The following is a 16,429-nucleotide window of genomic DNA, read 5'->3' as shown; positions in this document are numbered from 1 at the left end:
CCCACCATCGACGGCAGGCACGGTGGCGTGCGCATTTGCTCCAAAGCTTGTCATTGCGCGGTGGCGTCGAACCAATCATCGGATGCCGACGACACATGAAGATGTGATCGACGCGTGACCACGCGGAACTTGTGATGGCCAGGCGAGACAGCTACTCCCTGCGGAGCACATCAGCGCGAACGCACAGAATGGACGAACGTCGACGTCATGGACGGTGCAGACCTTATCGGCTTGCTGATTGCGTTCCTGCTGCCGCAACCGATGTCCCACGCCGAGCTGGCGCCCACCGGCATCTTCAAGTCGCCCTTGTACTACACCTATAACGGCCTTCTGCTGGCGCTGTTCGCGCTGATCTTCACGCCCATGTTCGTCCGCTTTCCGTCCGCTGCGCTCAAGGCCGATTTGATCGCTTTGGCCATCGTCGCGGTGGCCGCCTTCTTCGCCCGTCGCGCGCTGAAATGGCGCTATCCAATCTGACCTAACGGCTGCGCTCGCATGACAGTGAACCGTAGGGTGGGCAAAGCGGCGCCGTCAGGCGGCGCGTGCCCACCATCGACGCTGGCGGGTGCGGGCGGTGGGCACGGCGCGCGCAAAATGGTGCCCGACAAAACCGACGCTGGCGCGCCTTTGCCCCGCCCTACGTTTCGGCTACTCCGCGTAGCCCAGAATCGTCTTCAACAATTTCGGGAACCGGGCATTGAGGTCGGCCTCGCGCACGACGTTGCGATGCTCGACGCCCTGCTTGGTGGTGTGGATCAGGCCAGCCTCGCGCAACACCCGGAAATGGTTCGACAGCGTCGATTTGGCGATGCCGGGGCAGGGCGCGGCCTCGGTGCAGGACATGCAGTCCTTCCGTTCCATCAGGCTCTTGACGATGCGCAGCCGCAAGGGATCGGCGAGTGCGGCCAGCACTCCCGCTAATGTGATGTCCTCGCGCGACGGGTGAAACAGCTGCGCCATGAAAAACATATAGCGACGGCCTTGCGCGCGTTCAATAGTTCACTAGTTCTGAACGATTGAACCGAACGCCGCAGGCGGCGCAATGTGGAGAGCAAGATGAGCAAGCGACTTGAGGGCAAGGTGGCGCTGGTGACCGGCGCGTCCAAGGGGATCGGCGCCGCGATCGCGGCCCGGCTGGCCGAGGAAGGCGCCGCGGTCGCCGTCAACTACAGCTCCAGCCGGGAGGGCGCCGACCGCGTCGTGGCGGGAATCACCGGCAAGGGCGGCAAGGCGGTGGCCGTGGGCGGCAACCTCGCCAATCCCGGCGACGTCAAGACCATCGTCGCCGAGACGGTGAAGGCGCTCGGCCCGATCGACATCCTCGTCAACAATGCCGGCGTCTACGCCTTCGCGCCGCTCGACGGCATCACGCCGGAGCACTTCCACAGCCAGTTCGACGTCAACGTGCTCGGCCTGCTGCTGGTGTCGCAGGAGGCCACGCGGCATTTCAATCCGGCCGGCGGTAGCATCGTCAACATCTCCTCCGGCGTGTCCACCCTGACGCCGCCGAACACCGCCGTCTACACCGCGACCAAGGCCGCCGTCGACGCCATCTCCTCGGTGCTGTCGAAGGAGCTGGCGCCGCGCAAGATCCGCGTCAACACCATCAATCCCGGCATGATCGTGACCGAGGGAGTCGTCGCCGCCGGCCTGCACGAGGGCGACATGCGCAACTGGATCGAAACGGCCACGCCGCTCGCGCGCGTCGGCAAGGCCGAGGAGATCGCCGCCGCGGTGGCATTCTTCGCCTCGGACGATGCGTCCTACGTGACCGGCGAGACGCTGCACGTGACCGGCGGGCTGCGCTGAGCGATCACGTCACTTCGGTCGCAGTCGCGAGCGGTGAACCGTAGGGTGGGCAAAGCGCCGCCGCAAGGCGGCGCGTGCCCACCGTTCCGGTGTTTGGACGAAGCCAAATTCCCGTCTCGCCCCCCGGCGCCTATCGCGCTATGATGACAGCCGCGGGAAAGGAAGGCAGCCATGACCATCAAGGTCGCCGTCAGGTCAGAGGTCGTTCGTGATCCGACGGTCATGAGCGGCGATCCGGTGGTTCGCGGGACACGGGTGCCCGCCGAAACCATCCTGGCCTACCTGCGCGCCGGCTATCCGGCGCAGGAGATCTTCGCCGACTATCCGAGCCTGCCGATCGATGGCATCGACGCGGTGATCCGCTGGGCCGAGGTCACCTATGGTGCCGATTGGCGATCGGCGGAGAACGCGGCAGCCACCCGTTGAGCGAACGATTCCTGATCGACGAGTGCCTGAGCGGCGCCTTGGTGGGAGTGGCAAAGGCGCGCGGCTATCAGGCGGACTACGTCACCCATCTGGGCAAGAGCGGCTGGCAGGACTGGAATCTGGTGCGGTTCGCAAGCGCGAACGACTACATCATCGTCACCGACAATCGCAGAGATTTCCTGAAGGAATATGCCAAGCTCGACGTACATGCCGGGCTGGTGATCCTGATCCCGAAGGGCACGCGGGATGAGCAGATGAGTCTGTTTCAGAAGGCGCTCGATCTCTATTCCGTCCGCAACGCCGATCTCGTGAACAAGCTCATCGAAGTCGCGCGCGACGGCTCGGTCCATATCCGCGAGTGGACCGCCGACGATCACGACATCAACCATATCAACGATCCGAAGTGGCGGTGACCGTAGCCCGGATGAGCGGAGCGATATCCGGGGTCTGCCGCAGCGCCAGCGATGAACCCGGATGTCGCTTCGCTCATCCGGGCTACGCGGCAACGGTGATTTTTGGCAACTATAGGTTGATGAATCGTCCGATATAGGATCAAATCGGGCTTGCCGAATCCGTGATGCGCGCATCGCGGACGAGCTGCGTTTCAACCCACCGGTCGGGCGCATGGCGTTTTGCCATGGCGCAGTCCTGGCCGGCTGAATTTCAAATCACCAAAGGAGTTTCTCATGCGCATCGGTTTTGCATTGTCGACCATGTCTGTCGTCGCCGCATCGGTGGCCCTCGGTTGGGGCCTGACCGCGCCGCGCCCCGCGCACGCGTTCCTGGAGGACATCTGTATCCCGCGCGTGAAGGACGGGCTGAAGAATTGTCTCGCGCCGGCCAGCGCCTGCAAGGATCCGGCGGAGGCGCTGAACCGCGGCTGCCTGCTCGAGGCGGTGCAATTCGCCGTCATTCCGCCCGGCCGCAGCATGATCCATGCGGACTCGACCTATTTCATCGCCCAGGCGCTCGGCTACCGCGCCGACGTCGCCTATTGGATCGCCGCCTACAACGAGAATTCCGACTACGCGCAATATGCGCCGATCGATCAGTGCGGCGGGCAGGCGACGTCGACCAATTCGGGCGCCGGCTACATCACCGCCAGGTTCAACGGCTTCCAGCGCACCAACAACACCACCGACGGGCCGCTGTATCATTATCTGCTGAACTTCTCGCCGAACGGGCAGGGCACCGACGTGCACGGCGCCAGCGGCGTGCAGGCGGTGTATCCGTTCCATTATCCGCCGCCCGGCTATCCCATCACCATCGACAGCGTCTATCAGGGCACGCTGTATGACCTCCGGCAATGGGCGATGAAGGGCGACGAGGCGCCCGGCCTGCTGTGCACCGCCGGATACACCGTGCCGAACGGCTCGTCGAACTTCAGCGGCCCGAAATGCCTGGCGAACGTCCCGATCAGCGGCAACGTGCCGCTGCTGGAGAACTACGCGATCGGGCCGGCGATCAACGTGACCTCCGGGCCGAAGATTCTCGACAACAGCAACGGCAATGTCGACTACACCCAGCTGAAGTCCTGGCTGGACGACAAGAGCCGGACCACCGGCGTGCTGTTCGACGATCCCCGGAAGCCGCCGGTGCCGGTGCAGATCGCCCGGATCGGGCTCTATCTGCACTCCCTGCAGGATGCCTCCTCGCACGGCACCTTCTGCGGCGACGACGCGCCGTCGCCCCCGGGCGGCTCGGATGTCGGCAGCTACATGTTCATGAGCTCGGGCAGCATCAAGCTGAGCTTCGGCACCTATTGCGCGACGGGGCCGCATCTGGCGAGCCACGTGCAGGAGACCGGCACCGGCGACATCAGCCTGCCGCTGCGCGACTACGTGGCGCTGAACAACACGGTGGACGAGCTCATCCTGTTCGGCAACAACGTCGCCAAACAGCGCGGCTGGATCGTCAACCCGAGCCTGCTGCCGCCTGATGTCGTCGGGGCTAAGAGCGCCGCCGGCGACAGCGCCGCCGATTTGAAATCGCGTCTCGTCGGCCGCATCGTCTCGGGCCAGGAGTGGTCCCGCGCCGAGGTCTACAACTCCGGCGTCATCACCTTCCCGCTGCAACGTACCGACGCGCAGGATCGCCTGAACACGATGAACGCCGCGCTCGGCGCGTACTCGAAGCGCCTGACCAACGCCAACCCCAAGCTGACGCCGCTGAAGCCGATGCCGGGAAATTCGTTCGTGGCGGGGGATACGTCGGTGTGTTTCAAGTAGATGGCGGAGCGACTACGTCGCTCGTCGCCGCCGAGATGTCGCGAGATGGAGCGGAGTGCTTATGAATGTGCCCCCTCCTGCCATGGCGAACCTTCGTTTCGCCTTGGGGGAGAGGGCGCGGTGTCGCTTCAGCACCACCCCTTCTTCCAGTGACCGGGCGGGCAGTGATGGCCGCGCCAGCCCACCTTGCGGCCGCGGCTCCAGCCGAAGGCCCGGTGGCCACCGCCGCGGCCCCAGCCGTGACCATGGCCCCCGTGGCCATGCCCGCCTCTGACCGCGATGACATCAGACGCGCCGCGATCGGCGTGATCGACCTGGATGGGCGCGAGCGGCATGGCGCCGACAGGCGTGATCAGTGCGGTCGAGATCGATGCAGCCAGGATGAAGAGCGCTTTGCGCATGGGACTCCTCGGATGTCGGACAATGAAGCGATGGATGGAGCGGCTTTGCGGCTTGTCTGTGTCGCCAAGCCAAGGGGGCGGGCCGAGTTCGTCGATCTCACACCCGCTCGCGCGAACTACTTCCGGGTCGTATTGGAGCCGGTCGTCGTCATGCGCTGGCCGGGAGCGCTCTCGGAATGACCCGGGCCGGCGGCCGTGTTGCGCTGATGACCAGGCGCGTATTCGGACGCGCCGGGCGCCGTCGACGTCCTGCTGGTCTGCATGCGATGGCCGGGCGTCGTCTTCGACACGCCGTGCGAACTCCCTCCGGTCTCTGCGGCGAACGCTGGTGAAGCAGCAAACAGCGCCGCGGCCAGAACGACTGCCATCCTCATGAACGAACCTCCTCCTTGTTGAGACCGGAGCAACATGGAGTTCCTGGCGATCGTTCCGGCTCCCGTACTATCCCGGTGTTCCCGGCGGGGACGCCGCTGGCGTCAATGTCGGCGTCGCACATTCCATCACCCGCGCCGCAGCGGGCGCGATGCGACGCGGCGTTGCCGCGAGCCTCCTGATGTGTCCTGCGCCGTCTTAGGGGGATGCCGTCGTCGAAAGCGTCTTCCAGAGCAGATATCCGCCCAGCACGATCAGGATCAGCGGCATGAGCGGCAACGGCAGGGCAAGAAGATCCCACAGGCCGGCCGCAAGAATGATGACCCCGATGACCACGCCGAACCTGTCGACCTTCAGGCTCCGTTGCGTCCGCACCATCTGTGCGCCCAGGATGAGGACGCCGACGCCCACCAGGAACCAGCCCCAGGGAAGCCCGGCGAGCATGACTACGCCGAGCCATATGAAGAAGACGGCCCAAGCGGCTGAATCGATCTGACGGTGCGGATCGGGTGTGTCGTGGGACGGGACGAGAGACGCCTGCGTATCGGCCATGATGCTGCCTCCGCTTCTCTGACGACGACAGCTTGGTGCGGATTCACGTCGGCGCTGTTGATGCAAGTCAACCAAAGCGCGGGGGAAGCGCTAGGTCGTGGCGGATGCAACGACCTTCGATCCAGCACAAGCGAGCCAGTTGAATGCGCCGGCAGGCAGCGTCGGCCAATTCGGATAGCGCGCGTAGCCCGGATGAGCGATAGCGACATCCGGGGCCTCACACGTCACCTGCGATGAACCCGGATGTCGCTTCGCTCATCCGGGCTACGGGACCTCGACGACCAGGGCCGGATCGAATTCCGGGTTCTCGCGGCCATAGCCGTGCGGGTTGCAGACCACGCGGGTGGCGCCGATGTGGTAGTCCGAGGGCGTGTGGATGTGGCCGTGGATCCAGAGCGCAGGGCTCGTCGCCAGGATCAGCGCCGAGAGGTCGGAGGCATAGGCGGCGGTGACGCGGTCGTTGCGATAGCGCTCGGCGACCGAGCCCCAGCCGGGGGCGTGGTGGGTGACGACGATGGTCGGGCCGTCGAACGGCGTCTCCAGGAGGCCGGTGAGCCAGGTGCGGGATTTCAGGTGCAGGCCGAGCGCCTCCTGCGGCCGGAAGCGCAGCCAGGGGTCTTTGCGCCAGGTGATGCGGCGATGGTCGTTCATGCGGTCGCGGCAGACCGCCATGGTGTGGACCTCGGAGCCGGGGCCGAAGATCGCATAGTCGGTCCACAGCGTGCAGCCGGCAAAGCGCACGCCCGCGAGCACGACCGCCTCGTTCTCCAGCAGATGCACACCGAACCGCGCCGCCTCGGCGCGCGCCTGCTTCAGCTCCTCGGGAAAAGTGCGGTGATAGAACTCATGGTTGCCCATCACCATGACGATCGGTACGTCGTCGGCCACGATCTCGCGCAGCCGCGCAAACCCGTTCACCGCCCCCTCGCAGATATCGCCGGCGACGACGACCACATCGACCCCGGGCAAGGCCTCGATCGGCTTGATGTCGGCCATATCACCGTGGAGATCGGAGAAGATGTGGAGGTGCATGGGGGCAGGGCGGTGGAGCCCAGGGCTCACTGCGTAGGGCGCGTTAGCGAAGCGTAACGCGCCGCTCCGGTCAAGCGGCGGATTGTGCTCCGCCAACTAACTAATCCGCCCTAAGCCTAGTATTTATGGTATTAAGCGACTTTTGGTTGTTCAACCGATGGGGCGGATAACTATGGAGTGGGATCGTCTATTACTGCGTGAGAGGTTAGGAAAAAACGGAAAAGATATTCCTGAGCGGCCTGGTCGGTCCGAGTTCGATTCGGACATCGGTCGAGTAACCTTTTCTGGTGCCTTTCGGAGACTTGGGCGGAAAACGCAGGTCCACCCAATGGCTCCCAACGATCATGTACATAGCCGTCTGACGCACAGTATGGAAGTGGCTTATGTCGGACGCGCGCTTGGGAAAGAACTCGGCCGTCAAATTGCGGGTGATCTCCCAAGAGGATACGGTCCTGATGATCTAGGGGCGATTGTACACGCTGCGTGTCTTGCTCATGATCTTGGTAATCCGCCATTCGGGCATGGCGGTGAAGAGGGAATGATCCACTGGTTTGAAATTAATGGGCCGGATATTTTCCAGAGCTTATCTGGTGACCATAAGCGCGATTTAATTTCTGTTGAGGGAAATGCGCAGGGATTTAGAATTATAAGTCAGACAGAAAATCACCTTTTCGATGGCGGTCTACAACTCACATACGCAACACTCGGAGCGTTTCACAAGTACCCTTGGACTAGCCGAAAGGGGGAAAAGAAGTTTGGGTCGTTCATCTCCGAGGAGTCGTTGTTGGAAAAAGTGGCGGAGAAGGTGGGGCTTGTTAGTACCGGAAAATCTTCCTGGTGCCGTCATCCGTTGGCTCACCTCGTGGAGGCCGCTGACGACATCTGCTACTCCATAATAGATCTGGAAGATGCTGTAGAGCTTAAGATACTTCCTTTTGAACAAGTGGCTGAGTTTTTCCTGGGCGCCTTCGAAGGAGCGCAGAAAAGGAAGATCAAAAAGGAGTTTGTCCCAGGAAATAATCACCGAGTTAATCTTGCGCGCTTGCGAAGCCATATTTTCGATAAGGCTATCTCGCGGACAATAGAGACGTACGTGGATGCTTACCCGGTTATCATGGAAGGTCGATATGACGGTAATATCTTGGATTTGCTCGATCCTACCGATCCGACCTTCAAAATGATCTACGGAGCAAAAATGCTTGGACGCAAGGAGGTGTACACCGACATAAAAAAGGTGGAGATGGAGATCGGTTGCTATGCAATCTTCGACATCTTGCTAACTGATCTTTGTGCGGCGGCCTTGAACCAAGCAAAGGTATTAAGCGACTCGGGAGGTGAGGCTGCGTTGAGTTGGAAGTCGCGTCAGGTTCTTCAGCTATTGGGAGATCATGCTCCAACAGCACAAAATGCTCCTCGCGGAGGTTGGAGTTCTTACCAGTGTTTGAGGAGAGTTGTTGATTATGTAATGGGTATGACAGATAACTATGCGACTTACATCTCTCGCCAGATGCGGGGTACGGCCTTTGCGGGGACGCAAAGGCCTTGATCCTAATAGTTTGAACTAGCTGCGCTTTAGATATTCGCTTAAAGAACGGGCTCCAGAGCTTTCCAATAAAGTATCTAGTCTCATGTCGCCTCTATGTCCTTTGGCGAAATCGTTCCCATAAGTTTCGCGTAGGGTGTCAATTCGGGTATTGCCATTTTTCTGGCGAATCTCTCCGTTTAGGTCGCGGTGACGACCGTCCAGTCCGGGCTGTTTTTTTTCCATTGAGATGCTCCTCTCGGTTGTTTGATGGTACACGATTTGTTCTTCTTGGAAAGTTAAAAATGGAAGCCCGCGCAGTAATACTGCGCGGGGCTGCCGATGATCGTTGTCAGCTGCACCCCGTCGTGCTGCCGCACGTATCGCACTTCATACACGTCCCGTTCCGGACCAGCGTGAAATTCCCGCACTCCGAGCACATCTCGCCTTCGTAGCCCTTGGCCTTGGCTTCGGCGCGGCGTTCGGCCTTGGAGGCGACTTGCGCGTTGGCGGTGCCGGCCTTGCTCCATTGCAGGGCTTCGAGCTTCTCGGTGGGCGAGAGGTCGTGCTGCGCCTCCTGCTTCAGGGCGACGGCGCCTTCGATGGCGTCGCCGGCGCGGGAAGAGGAGAGGGCGGTGACGCGGCCCGACGGGCCGCCATCATGCGGAGCGGAGACCGCGGCCGTGCTCGACGAGGAGCCGCCGCGCATCACGACGAGGTTGTCGGTGCGGGAGCGGGTCAGGCCGCGCGAGACGTACTTTGCGGCCTGCTGGCTCGGGCCGTCCTCCGACGGCTTGCCCTCGTCGACGCCGCGGCCGAGGGCGTCGAAATTGCTCTCGGAGGGGTCGACATGGGCGAGGTCGAAGCGCGACATGTAGCTGACGGCGAGCTCGCGGAAGACGTAGTCGAGGATCGACGTCGCGTATTTGATCGAGTCGTTGCCCTGGACGGGGCCGGCCGGCTCGAAGCGGGTGAAGGTGAAGGCGTCGACATACTCCTCCAGCGGCACGCCGTACTGGAGACCCAGCGACACCGCGATGGCGAAGTTGTTGATGAAGGAGCGCAGCGCCGCGCCCTCCTTGTGCATGTCGATGAAGATCTCGCCGAGGCGGCCGTCATCATACTCGCCGGTGCGCAAGTACACCTTGTGGCCGCCGACGACCGCCTTCTGGGTGTAGCCCTTGCGGCGATCCGGCATCTTCTCGCGCTCGCGCATCACGACGATGCGCTCGACCAGCTTCTCGACGATCTTCTCCGAGACCTGCGCGGCGCGCGCCGCCATCGGCTTCTCGTAGAAGGACTCGACCGTGTCGTCCTCGTCCTCATCGTCGGAGATGAGCTGCGAGTTGAGCGGCTGCGACAGCTTCGAGCCGTCGCGATAGAGCGCGTTGGCCTTCAGCGCGAGCTTCCAGGACAACAGATACGCCGCCTTGCAGTCCTCGACCGTGGCGTCGTTCGGCATGTTGATGGTCTTGGAGATCGCGCCCGAGATGAACGGCTGTGCCGCCGCCATCATGCGGATGTGGCTCTCGACCGAGAGATAGCGCTTGCCGATCTTGCCGCAGGGATTGGCGCAATCGAACACCGCGTAATGCTCGGCCTTCAGATGCGGGGCGCCCTCGACCGTCATCGCGCCGCAGATGTGCACGTTGGCGGCCTCGATCTCGCGCTTGGTGAAGCCGATGGCGGCGAGCAGCTCGAAGGTCGGCGAGGCCAGCGCGTCCGCCGAGACGCCGAGTTGCTTGACGATGAAGTCCTCGCCCAGCGTCCACTTGTTGAACACGAACTTGATGTCGAAGGCGGTCGGCAGCGCCTTCTCGACCTTGGCGATGGCCTCGTCGGTGAAGCCCTTGGCCTTCAGGGTCGAGGCGTTGATGCCCGGCGCGTTGGACAGCGAGCCGTGACCGACGGCATAGGCCTCGATCTCGGCGATCTCGCTCTCGCGATAGCCGAGCGCGCGCAGTGCCTCAGGGACAGCGCGGTTGATGATCTTGAAGTAGCCGCCGCCGGCCAGCTTCTTGAACTTCACCAGCGCGAAATCCGGCTCGATGCCGGTGGTGTCGCAGTCCATCACCAGGCCGATGGTGCCGGTGGGGGCGACCACGGTGACCTGGGCGTTGCGATAGCCGTTGGTCTCGCCGAGCGCGAGCGCGTCGTCCCAGGCCTGGATGGCGTGGCTGACGAGCGAGACCTGCGGGCAGTGGGCGTGGTCGAGCGGCACCGGGGCGACCGAGAGCGCCTCATAGCCGGTCGCTTCGCCGCGTGCCGCGCGGCGATGGTTGCGGATGACGCGCAGCATGTGCGCGGCGTTCTTCTTGTAGCCGGGGAAGGAGCCGAGCTCGCCGGCCATCTCCGCCGAGGTCTTGTAGGCGATGCCGGTCATGATCGCGCTGAGCGCGCCGCACAGCGCGCGGCCTTCCTTCGAGTCGTAGGACAGGCCCATGGTCATCAAGAGGCCGCCGATATTGGCATAGCCGAGGCCGAGCGTGCGGAACTCGTAGGACAGCTCGGCGATCGCCTTCGACGGGAACTGCGCCATCAGCACGGAGATCTCGAGCACGACCGTCCAGAGCCGGCAGAGATGCTCGTAGGCGCCGACGTCGAAGTGCTTGGTCTTGACGTTGTAGAACGTCAGCAGGTTGGCGGAGGCCAGGTTACACGCCGTGTCGTCCAGGAACATGTATTCCGAGCACGGATTGGACGCGCGGATGTCGCCGGACGCCTTGCAGGTGTGCCAGTCGTTCATCGTGGTGTTGAAGTGCAGGCCGGGATCGGCCGAGGCCCAGGCGGCGTGGCCGATCTTCTCCCAGAGGTCCCTGGCCTTCAGCGTCTTGACGATCTTCTTGTTGGTGCGGCCGATCAGGTTCCAGTCGCCGTCGGTCTCGACGGCGCGGAGGAAGTCGTCCTTCAGCGACACCGAGTTGTTGGAGTTCTGGCCGGACACGGTCAGATACGCCTCGGAATCCCAGTCCGTGTCGTAGATCGGGAAGTCGATGTCCTTGTAGCCCTGCTTGGCGAACTGGATGACCCGCTTGATGTAGTTGTCGGGCACCAGCGCGCGGCGTGCAAGCTTGATCTCGCGGCGCAGCGCCGGGTTCTTCTCGGGATCGAAGCAGTCGTCGCCGGAGCCCTCGCAATTGACGCAGGCCTTCATCACGGCCTTCAGGTGCTTCTGGTTGATCTTGGAGCCGGTGACGAGAGCGGCGACCTTCTGCTCCTCCTTCACCTTCCAGTCGATATAGGCCTCGATGTCCGGATGGTCGGCGTCGACCACCACCATCTTGGCGGCGCGGCGCGTGGTGCCGCCCGACTTGATCGCGCCGGCGGCGCGGTCGCCGATCTTGAGGAAGCTCATCAGGCCGGACGAGCGGCCGCCGCCCGACAGCCGCTCGCCTTCGCCGCGCAGCCGCGAGAAGTTGGAGCCGGTGCCGGAGCCGTATTTGAACAGGCGCGCCTCGCGCACCCACAGGTCCATGATGCCGCCGTCATTGACGAGGTCGTCCTCGACGCCCTGGATGAAGCAGGCGTGCGGCTGCGGATGCTCGTAGGACGATTTCGACTTGGTCAGCTTGCCGGTCTTGTAGTCGACGTAATAATGGCCCTGGCCGGGGCCGTCGATGCCATAGGCCCAGTGCAGGCCGGTGTTGAACCATTGCGGCGAGTTCGGCGCGACCATCTGCTTGGCGAGCATGAAGCGCAGCTCGTCGTAGAACGCCACCGCGTCCTCCTCCGAGGAGAAGTAGTTGCCCTTCCAGCCCCAATAGGTCCAGCAGCCGGCGAGGCGGTCGAACACCTGCTTGGCCGAGCGCTCGCTGCCGTAGCGCTCGTTCTCGGGGAGCGCGGCCAGCGCGTCGGTGTCGGGCACCGCGCGCCACAGCCACGACGGCACGCTCTCTTCCTCGACCTTCTTCAGGCGCGCGGCGACGCCCGCTTTCCGGAAATACTTCTGCGCCAGCACGTCGGAGGCGACCTGCGACCAGAACTCGGGCACCTCGACATTCTCGAGCCGGAACACCACGGAGCCGTCCGGATTCTTGATCTCGGACGTGGTCAGGCGGAAGTCGATCCCTGCATAGGGCGACTGTCCTTCGGTGGTGTTGCGCCGTTCAATCCGCATCGCGAGCCCCAATAGTTCTTGCCGGACCGCGTCGTTGGCGGCCGGGATCATTGCATCCAAGGGCGGCGGCTGGAAGTCCCCGGACGCTGCCGGGAAACTCGTCTGCCGCCGCAGTTCAACCGGTTGCCCGGTCCGCATCTGTTCAGCCTCGAAGCCGAAGGCCTTGCGCCGTTGTCCGGCGTCTCGCCCCGTCTTCCTGCGCGGCGCGTGCAGCCCGTCCGCTGCCTGCGCCGCCTGTTCTCAACGCGTCACTTCCGCCGCTCTGCTCCGTCGTCCCTGCAGGGGAGACCCCACATCTAGTGGGTTCCCCGCCGGAGCGCGGCGGCGCAGCGATGGTACACAGGGCAGACGGCGACCCACGCCCGCAGCCGTACGGACGGCGGCGTGGTCGTCTTCGAACCCTCTCGAGGGAAGCGGCCGGCCAGACCCGAAACATGACTGTGCGCCGAACCGGGCCGGAAGCTAGGACGACTCCGCTTCCCCCGTCAAGGACTAGTGGGGGTTCCCTAACCAAACACTAAATATGGGGGAAAGTACGGGATAACCAGGGCGTGTGCCGGTATCGTGATGGCCGTAACTATCGGCGAGTCCTCGCGGATTCGAAACCGGAAAAATTTGTTCGGAGCGCTGTCCACAGGGCTTCGTCCCGCTGTTCACAGGGGCAGATTTATTCGCGTGCAAACGGCGTGTTTTGCTTGCATCAGCGGGACTCACGGGCGCCTACGGAGCGTTCGCGGGGCAGGCATGCCCCACAATCCCTGGTGTGGCCGGGAAAACGCCGGCAAGGTCGTCCTCCCTCGGACGGCGCCGGTGATTCCATGACAGACAAGCCAGTGACCAGCGGGCGGATCACGCCCGCCGGGCTGATGTTCCTCGCCATCACCTCGCTCGGCTGGGGCTTCAACTGGCCGGTCACCAAGCACCTGGTGGGCGTGCTGCCGCCCTTGACCCTGCGCGGCACCACCGGGGTGGTCGGCGCGCTTCTCCTGGCTCTGCTGGCCGTCATCCGCAGCCAGAGTCTTTACGTGCCGCGCGAGGTCTGGCCGCGGCTGATCCTGGCCGGGATGCTCAACGTCACCGCCTGGATGGTGCTGATGGGACTGGCGCTGCTGTGGCTGCCGGCGGGCGAGGCGGCGCTGATCGCCTACACCATGCCGGTGTGGGCCTCGCTGCTGGCCTGGCCGATCCTCGGCGAGCGGCCGACGCTCCTGCGCGTGCTGGCGCTGGTGCTGGCGTTCGCGGGGCTGGCCGCGATCATGGGCAGCAACGGACTCAACGCCAGCCGCGACAAGCTGCCTGGGATCCTGATGGTGCTCGGCGGCGCGTTCGGCTTCGCGCTCGGCACGGTGATGGCCAAGAAGCTCCCGATCAGGCTGCCGCCTTTGTCGGCCGCGGCCTGGCAGATCGGCATCGGCTGCGTGCCGATCGTGATCGTGGGCTTCGCGGTCGAGCATTCCGACTGGACGAAGCTCGACCGACTCGACTGGGCGCTGATGTTCTATTCCACCGTGATCCAGTTCTGCGTCGCCTATGTCGCCTGGTTCGCGGCGCTGTCGCGGCTGCCGGCCTCGGTGGCGGCGATCGGCACCATGGCGGTGCCGGTGATCGGCGTCGTGGCCTCCGCGATCGCGCTGCGCGAGCCGCTCGGGGCAGGGCAGGTGGCCGCGCTGGCCTTCACGCTGGCCGCGGTGGCGATGGCGACCCGCGGCTAGCGCCAGCCGGCTTGCCGTCCAGCGCGCGTCGCACCATCTGCGCAAGCTCGGCGCGGCGATAGGGCTTGGTCAGCAGCAGCGCGTCCGGCACGAGCTGCTGGCTCTCGACCATCTCATCGCCGGTATAGCCGGAGGTGTAGAGCACGGGGAGCGCGGGGCGCGTCGTCATGATGGTTTCGGCGAGCTGCCGGCCGCTGATGCCGCCGGGCATGATGACGTCGGTGAACAAGAGGTCGAAGGGCTGGTTCTGCGCGGCGATCGCCAGCGCCTCCGAGGCCTGCGAGGCGACGAGGGTGGTGTAGCCGAGGCCCTGCAACTGGGCGAGCACGAAGTCGCGCACCAGCGGATCGTCCTCGACCACCAGGATCGTCTCACGGCCATGCGGCAGCGCCTGCTCGTGCTCTGGCTCGGTCTGTTGCGCCGCCTGCGCCGCCGGCAGATAGAGCCGGATCGTCGTGCCGCGGTTCTGCTCGCTCTGAAGCTTGACGTGGCCGCCGGACTGCCTGACGAAGCCATAGACCATGCTGAGGCCGAGTCCGGAGCCCTTGCCGGCGTCCTTCGTGGTGAAGAACGGCTCGAAGGCGCGGTCTTTCACCTCCCGCGGCATGCCGCTGCCGGTGTCGCTGACCGCGACCATGACGTAGGAGCCCGGGACGATGCCGGGATTGGCCGCTGCATCGGCCGCGTCGAGCGTGGTCTTCGCCGTCTCCAGCAGCAGTCTGCCGCCGTCGGGCATCGCATCCCGCGCATTAATCGCCATGTTGACCAGCGCGTTCGCGAGCTGCGCGGAGTCGACATGGGCGATGAGATCCTCGTCGGCGAGAACGGTCCTGATCTCGACCTGCTCGCCCAGCGTCGGCCGCAGCAGCTTGGCGATGTCCTCCACCGTGGCGTTGACGTCGATGTCGCGCGGACGCAGCGGCTGCTTGCGGGCGAAGGCGAGCAGATGCCGGATCAGCTCGGTGCAGCGATCGGTGGCCCTGCCGATCGGGGCCGCGAACTCGGCCGCCGCCGGCCGGTCCCGGACCGCGTCGATCAGGACCTCGATCGACCCGGTGATGATCGTCAGCATGTTGTTGAAGTCGTGCGCGACGCCGCCGGTGAGCTTGCCGATGGCATCGAGCTTCTGCGCCTGCTGCAGCAGGCGCTCGGTCTCGTGCACGTCGGTGACGTCGTGATACACAAGCGCGGCGCCGCTGATCGCGCCTGCGGAATTGCGCAGCGGCCGGCCGCTGACCATCAGGCGAAACTGCGGCCGGCCGTCGGTCGGCTTGACCACGACCTCGCGGCGGTCGAACGACAGCCCGCGCAGGGCGCGCGCGATCGGGAGCTCCTCGTCGACGATGCGGGTGACGGCGTCGCTCTCGTAGAACTGGTTGGCGGCCAGCATCTCGGCGAAGGTCTTGCCCACATTCGTTCCCAGGAAACGTCCCATCGCCTGGTTCGACAGCATGATGGTGCCTTCGGGATCGACGACGAGGACGCCCTCGGCCATGCTGTTGAAGGTGTTCGTGAGAATGGCGGAGAAGCGGCGCAGCTCGTCATAGGCCGCGGCGAGATCGCTGCGCTGCTTCACGGCCTGGGCTTCCAGCGAGGTCGCGGTCTCCCGTGACAGGGTGAGGGACGAGCGCAGCGCCCGGTCGGCAAGATGAGCGCGCCGGACGAGATAGCCCGACATCAGGAGCAGCAGGCCGACGCCGGCGAGGTCGACCGCCAGCAGCCAGGACCCGGTTCGTCGCGAGATCGTGGCGCGGTCCGCCAGCAGCCGGCGCTCGTCGTCGGTAAAGGCGTCGAGCGTCTGGTTGATCGTCGTCATCGCCGCCGGACCGGCCGCGCTCGCCGCCAGCGCCTGCAGGCCGTCGCGATCGTTCGCCGCGTGGCGACGGATCAGCTCGCCGGCAAGCTGGATGCGCCGCTGCACGATGCCATAAATTGCTCGCAGCCGCTCGCTCTGCGAGGAATTGTCCCGGACGAGCCCTCGCAGGTCGGCCCAGGCCGCAGGGATGAGTCCGCTTGTCTCCTGAAACTCTGCGATGAACCGGTCGGCTCCGGACAAGGCGAAGCCGCGCGAGGCCGCTTCTGACTGACGCAGCAGGACGCGGAGCTCGGAGGATTTCTCCAGCACCTCCATCGTGTGCTCGACGAGGGCGGTATCGTTGCGCGCCTTGATGTCCAGTGCCGTCGACGCGGCGCCGATCGCGAGCAGAGTTCCAAGGCCGAGCCCCAGCACCACGCGCCGGCGGATCATCGGTGGCCTC

At 64.5% G+C, this 16,429-nt stretch carries 15 protein-coding genes; 7 read left to right on the top strand and 8 right to left on the bottom strand.

Annotation, left to right across the window (positions count from 1 at the left end; genetic code table 11):
* The first annotated feature begins 207 nt into the window (after positions 1-207).
* On the top strand, positions 208-477 hold the full coding sequence (locus tag QX010_RS17445) for a hypothetical protein (RefSeq protein WP_315800198.1): 270 nt from the start codon (positions 208-210) through the stop codon (positions 475-477).
* A 171-nt stretch (positions 478-648) separates the two neighbouring features.
* On the opposite strand, the gene QX010_RS17440 is transcribed toward QX010_RS17445, so the two are convergent.
* Complete coding sequence (locus QX010_RS17440; protein ID WP_316180812.1) at positions 649-960, bottom strand: helix-turn-helix domain-containing protein; 312 nt, start codon at positions 958-960, stop codon at positions 649-651.
* Positions 961-1,056: 96 nt separating this feature from the next.
* On the opposite strand from QX010_RS17440, the gene QX010_RS17435 reads away from it, so the two are divergent.
* From QX010_RS17435 to QX010_RS17420, 4 genes are all read left to right on the top strand, one after another.
* Positions 1,057-1,809, top strand: a complete 753-nt coding sequence (locus QX010_RS17435) for a glucose 1-dehydrogenase (RefSeq protein ID WP_316180811.1) — start codon at positions 1,057-1,059, stop codon at positions 1,807-1,809.
* Between the two features lie 171 nt (positions 1,810-1,980).
* Entirely contained in the window at positions 1,981-2,235 is a 255-nt protein-coding gene (locus tag QX010_RS17430) for a DUF433 domain-containing protein (RefSeq protein WP_315800195.1), read from the top strand.
* Positions 2,232-2,648, top strand: a complete 417-nt coding sequence (locus QX010_RS17425) for a DUF5615 family PIN-like protein (protein WP_315800194.1) — start codon at positions 2,232-2,234, stop codon at positions 2,646-2,648. The genes QX010_RS17430 and QX010_RS17425 overlap by 4 nt, the downstream gene beginning before the upstream one ends.
* A 273-nt stretch (positions 2,649-2,921) precedes the next feature.
* Entirely contained in the window at positions 2,922-4,463 is a 1,542-nt protein-coding gene (locus QX010_RS17420; protein ID WP_316180809.1) for a hypothetical protein, read from the top strand.
* 128 nt (positions 4,464-4,591) lie between these two features.
* On the opposite strand, the gene QX010_RS17415 is transcribed toward QX010_RS17420, so the two are convergent.
* The 4 genes from QX010_RS17415 to QX010_RS17400 form a co-directional block, all read right to left on the bottom strand.
* The gene (locus tag QX010_RS17415) at positions 4,592-4,864 is read right to left on the bottom strand and encodes a hypothetical protein (protein ID WP_316180807.1); all 273 of its coding nucleotides are present in this window, start codon (positions 4,862-4,864) and stop codon (positions 4,592-4,594) included.
* 116 nt (positions 4,865-4,980) lie between these two features.
* Positions 4,981-5,238, bottom strand: coding sequence for a hypothetical protein (locus tag QX010_RS17410; RefSeq protein ID WP_316180805.1), 258 nt, complete (start codon positions 5,236-5,238; stop codon positions 4,981-4,983).
* Positions 5,239-5,434: 196 nt separating this feature from the next.
* Positions 5,435-5,788 (bottom strand): hypothetical protein, encoded by a 354-nt coding sequence (locus QX010_RS17405; RefSeq protein ID WP_316180803.1) that lies wholly within the window; start codon positions 5,786-5,788, stop codon positions 5,435-5,437.
* Positions 5,789-6,052: 264 nt separating this feature from the next.
* On the bottom strand, positions 6,053-6,820 hold the full coding sequence (locus QX010_RS17400) for a metallophosphoesterase (RefSeq protein WP_316180802.1): 768 nt from the start codon (positions 6,818-6,820) through the stop codon (positions 6,053-6,055).
* A 157-nt stretch (positions 6,821-6,977) separates the two neighbouring features.
* Here QX010_RS17400 and QX010_RS17395 point away from each other — a divergent pair, with 157 nt between their 5' ends.
* A complete protein-coding gene (locus QX010_RS17395) occupies positions 6,978-8,366 on the top strand; it encodes a deoxyguanosinetriphosphate triphosphohydrolase (protein WP_316180801.1) in 1,389 nt (462 codons plus the stop codon).
* 15 nt (positions 8,367-8,381) lie between these two features.
* On the opposite strand, the gene QX010_RS17390 is transcribed toward QX010_RS17395, so the two are convergent.
* On the bottom strand, positions 8,382-8,588 hold the full coding sequence (locus QX010_RS17390) for a hypothetical protein (protein WP_316180800.1): 207 nt from the start codon (positions 8,586-8,588) through the stop codon (positions 8,382-8,384).
* Between the two features lie 106 nt (positions 8,589-8,694).
* On the bottom strand, positions 8,695-12,459 hold the full coding sequence (locus QX010_RS17385; protein WP_316180799.1) for a vitamin B12-dependent ribonucleotide reductase: 3,765 nt from the start codon (positions 12,457-12,459) through the stop codon (positions 8,695-8,697).
* Between the two features lie 818 nt (positions 12,460-13,277).
* Here QX010_RS17385 and QX010_RS17380 point away from each other — a divergent pair.
* Entirely contained in the window at positions 13,278-14,171 is an 894-nt protein-coding gene (locus tag QX010_RS17380) for a DMT family transporter (protein ID WP_316180797.1), read from the top strand.
* Here QX010_RS17380 and QX010_RS17375 read toward each other — a convergent pair.
* Positions 14,134-16,419 carry a CHASE3 domain-containing protein gene (locus QX010_RS17375; RefSeq protein WP_316180796.1) on the bottom strand — a complete coding sequence of 762 codons (2,286 nt, stop codon included), beginning with the start codon at positions 16,417-16,419 and terminating at the stop codon, positions 14,134-14,136. The genes QX010_RS17380 and QX010_RS17375 overlap by 38 nt on opposite strands.
* Positions 16,420-16,429 lie beyond the last annotated feature (10 nt).

The sequence above is a fragment of the Bradyrhizobium sp. SZCCHNRI1009 genome (assembly GCF_032487575.1).
In the GTDB taxonomy this organism is placed as follows: domain Bacteria; phylum Pseudomonadota; class Alphaproteobacteria; order Rhizobiales; family Xanthobacteraceae; genus Bradyrhizobium.
Note: the sequence above shows the minus strand (reverse complement) of the source record. Positions and strands in the feature narration are given on the sequence as shown.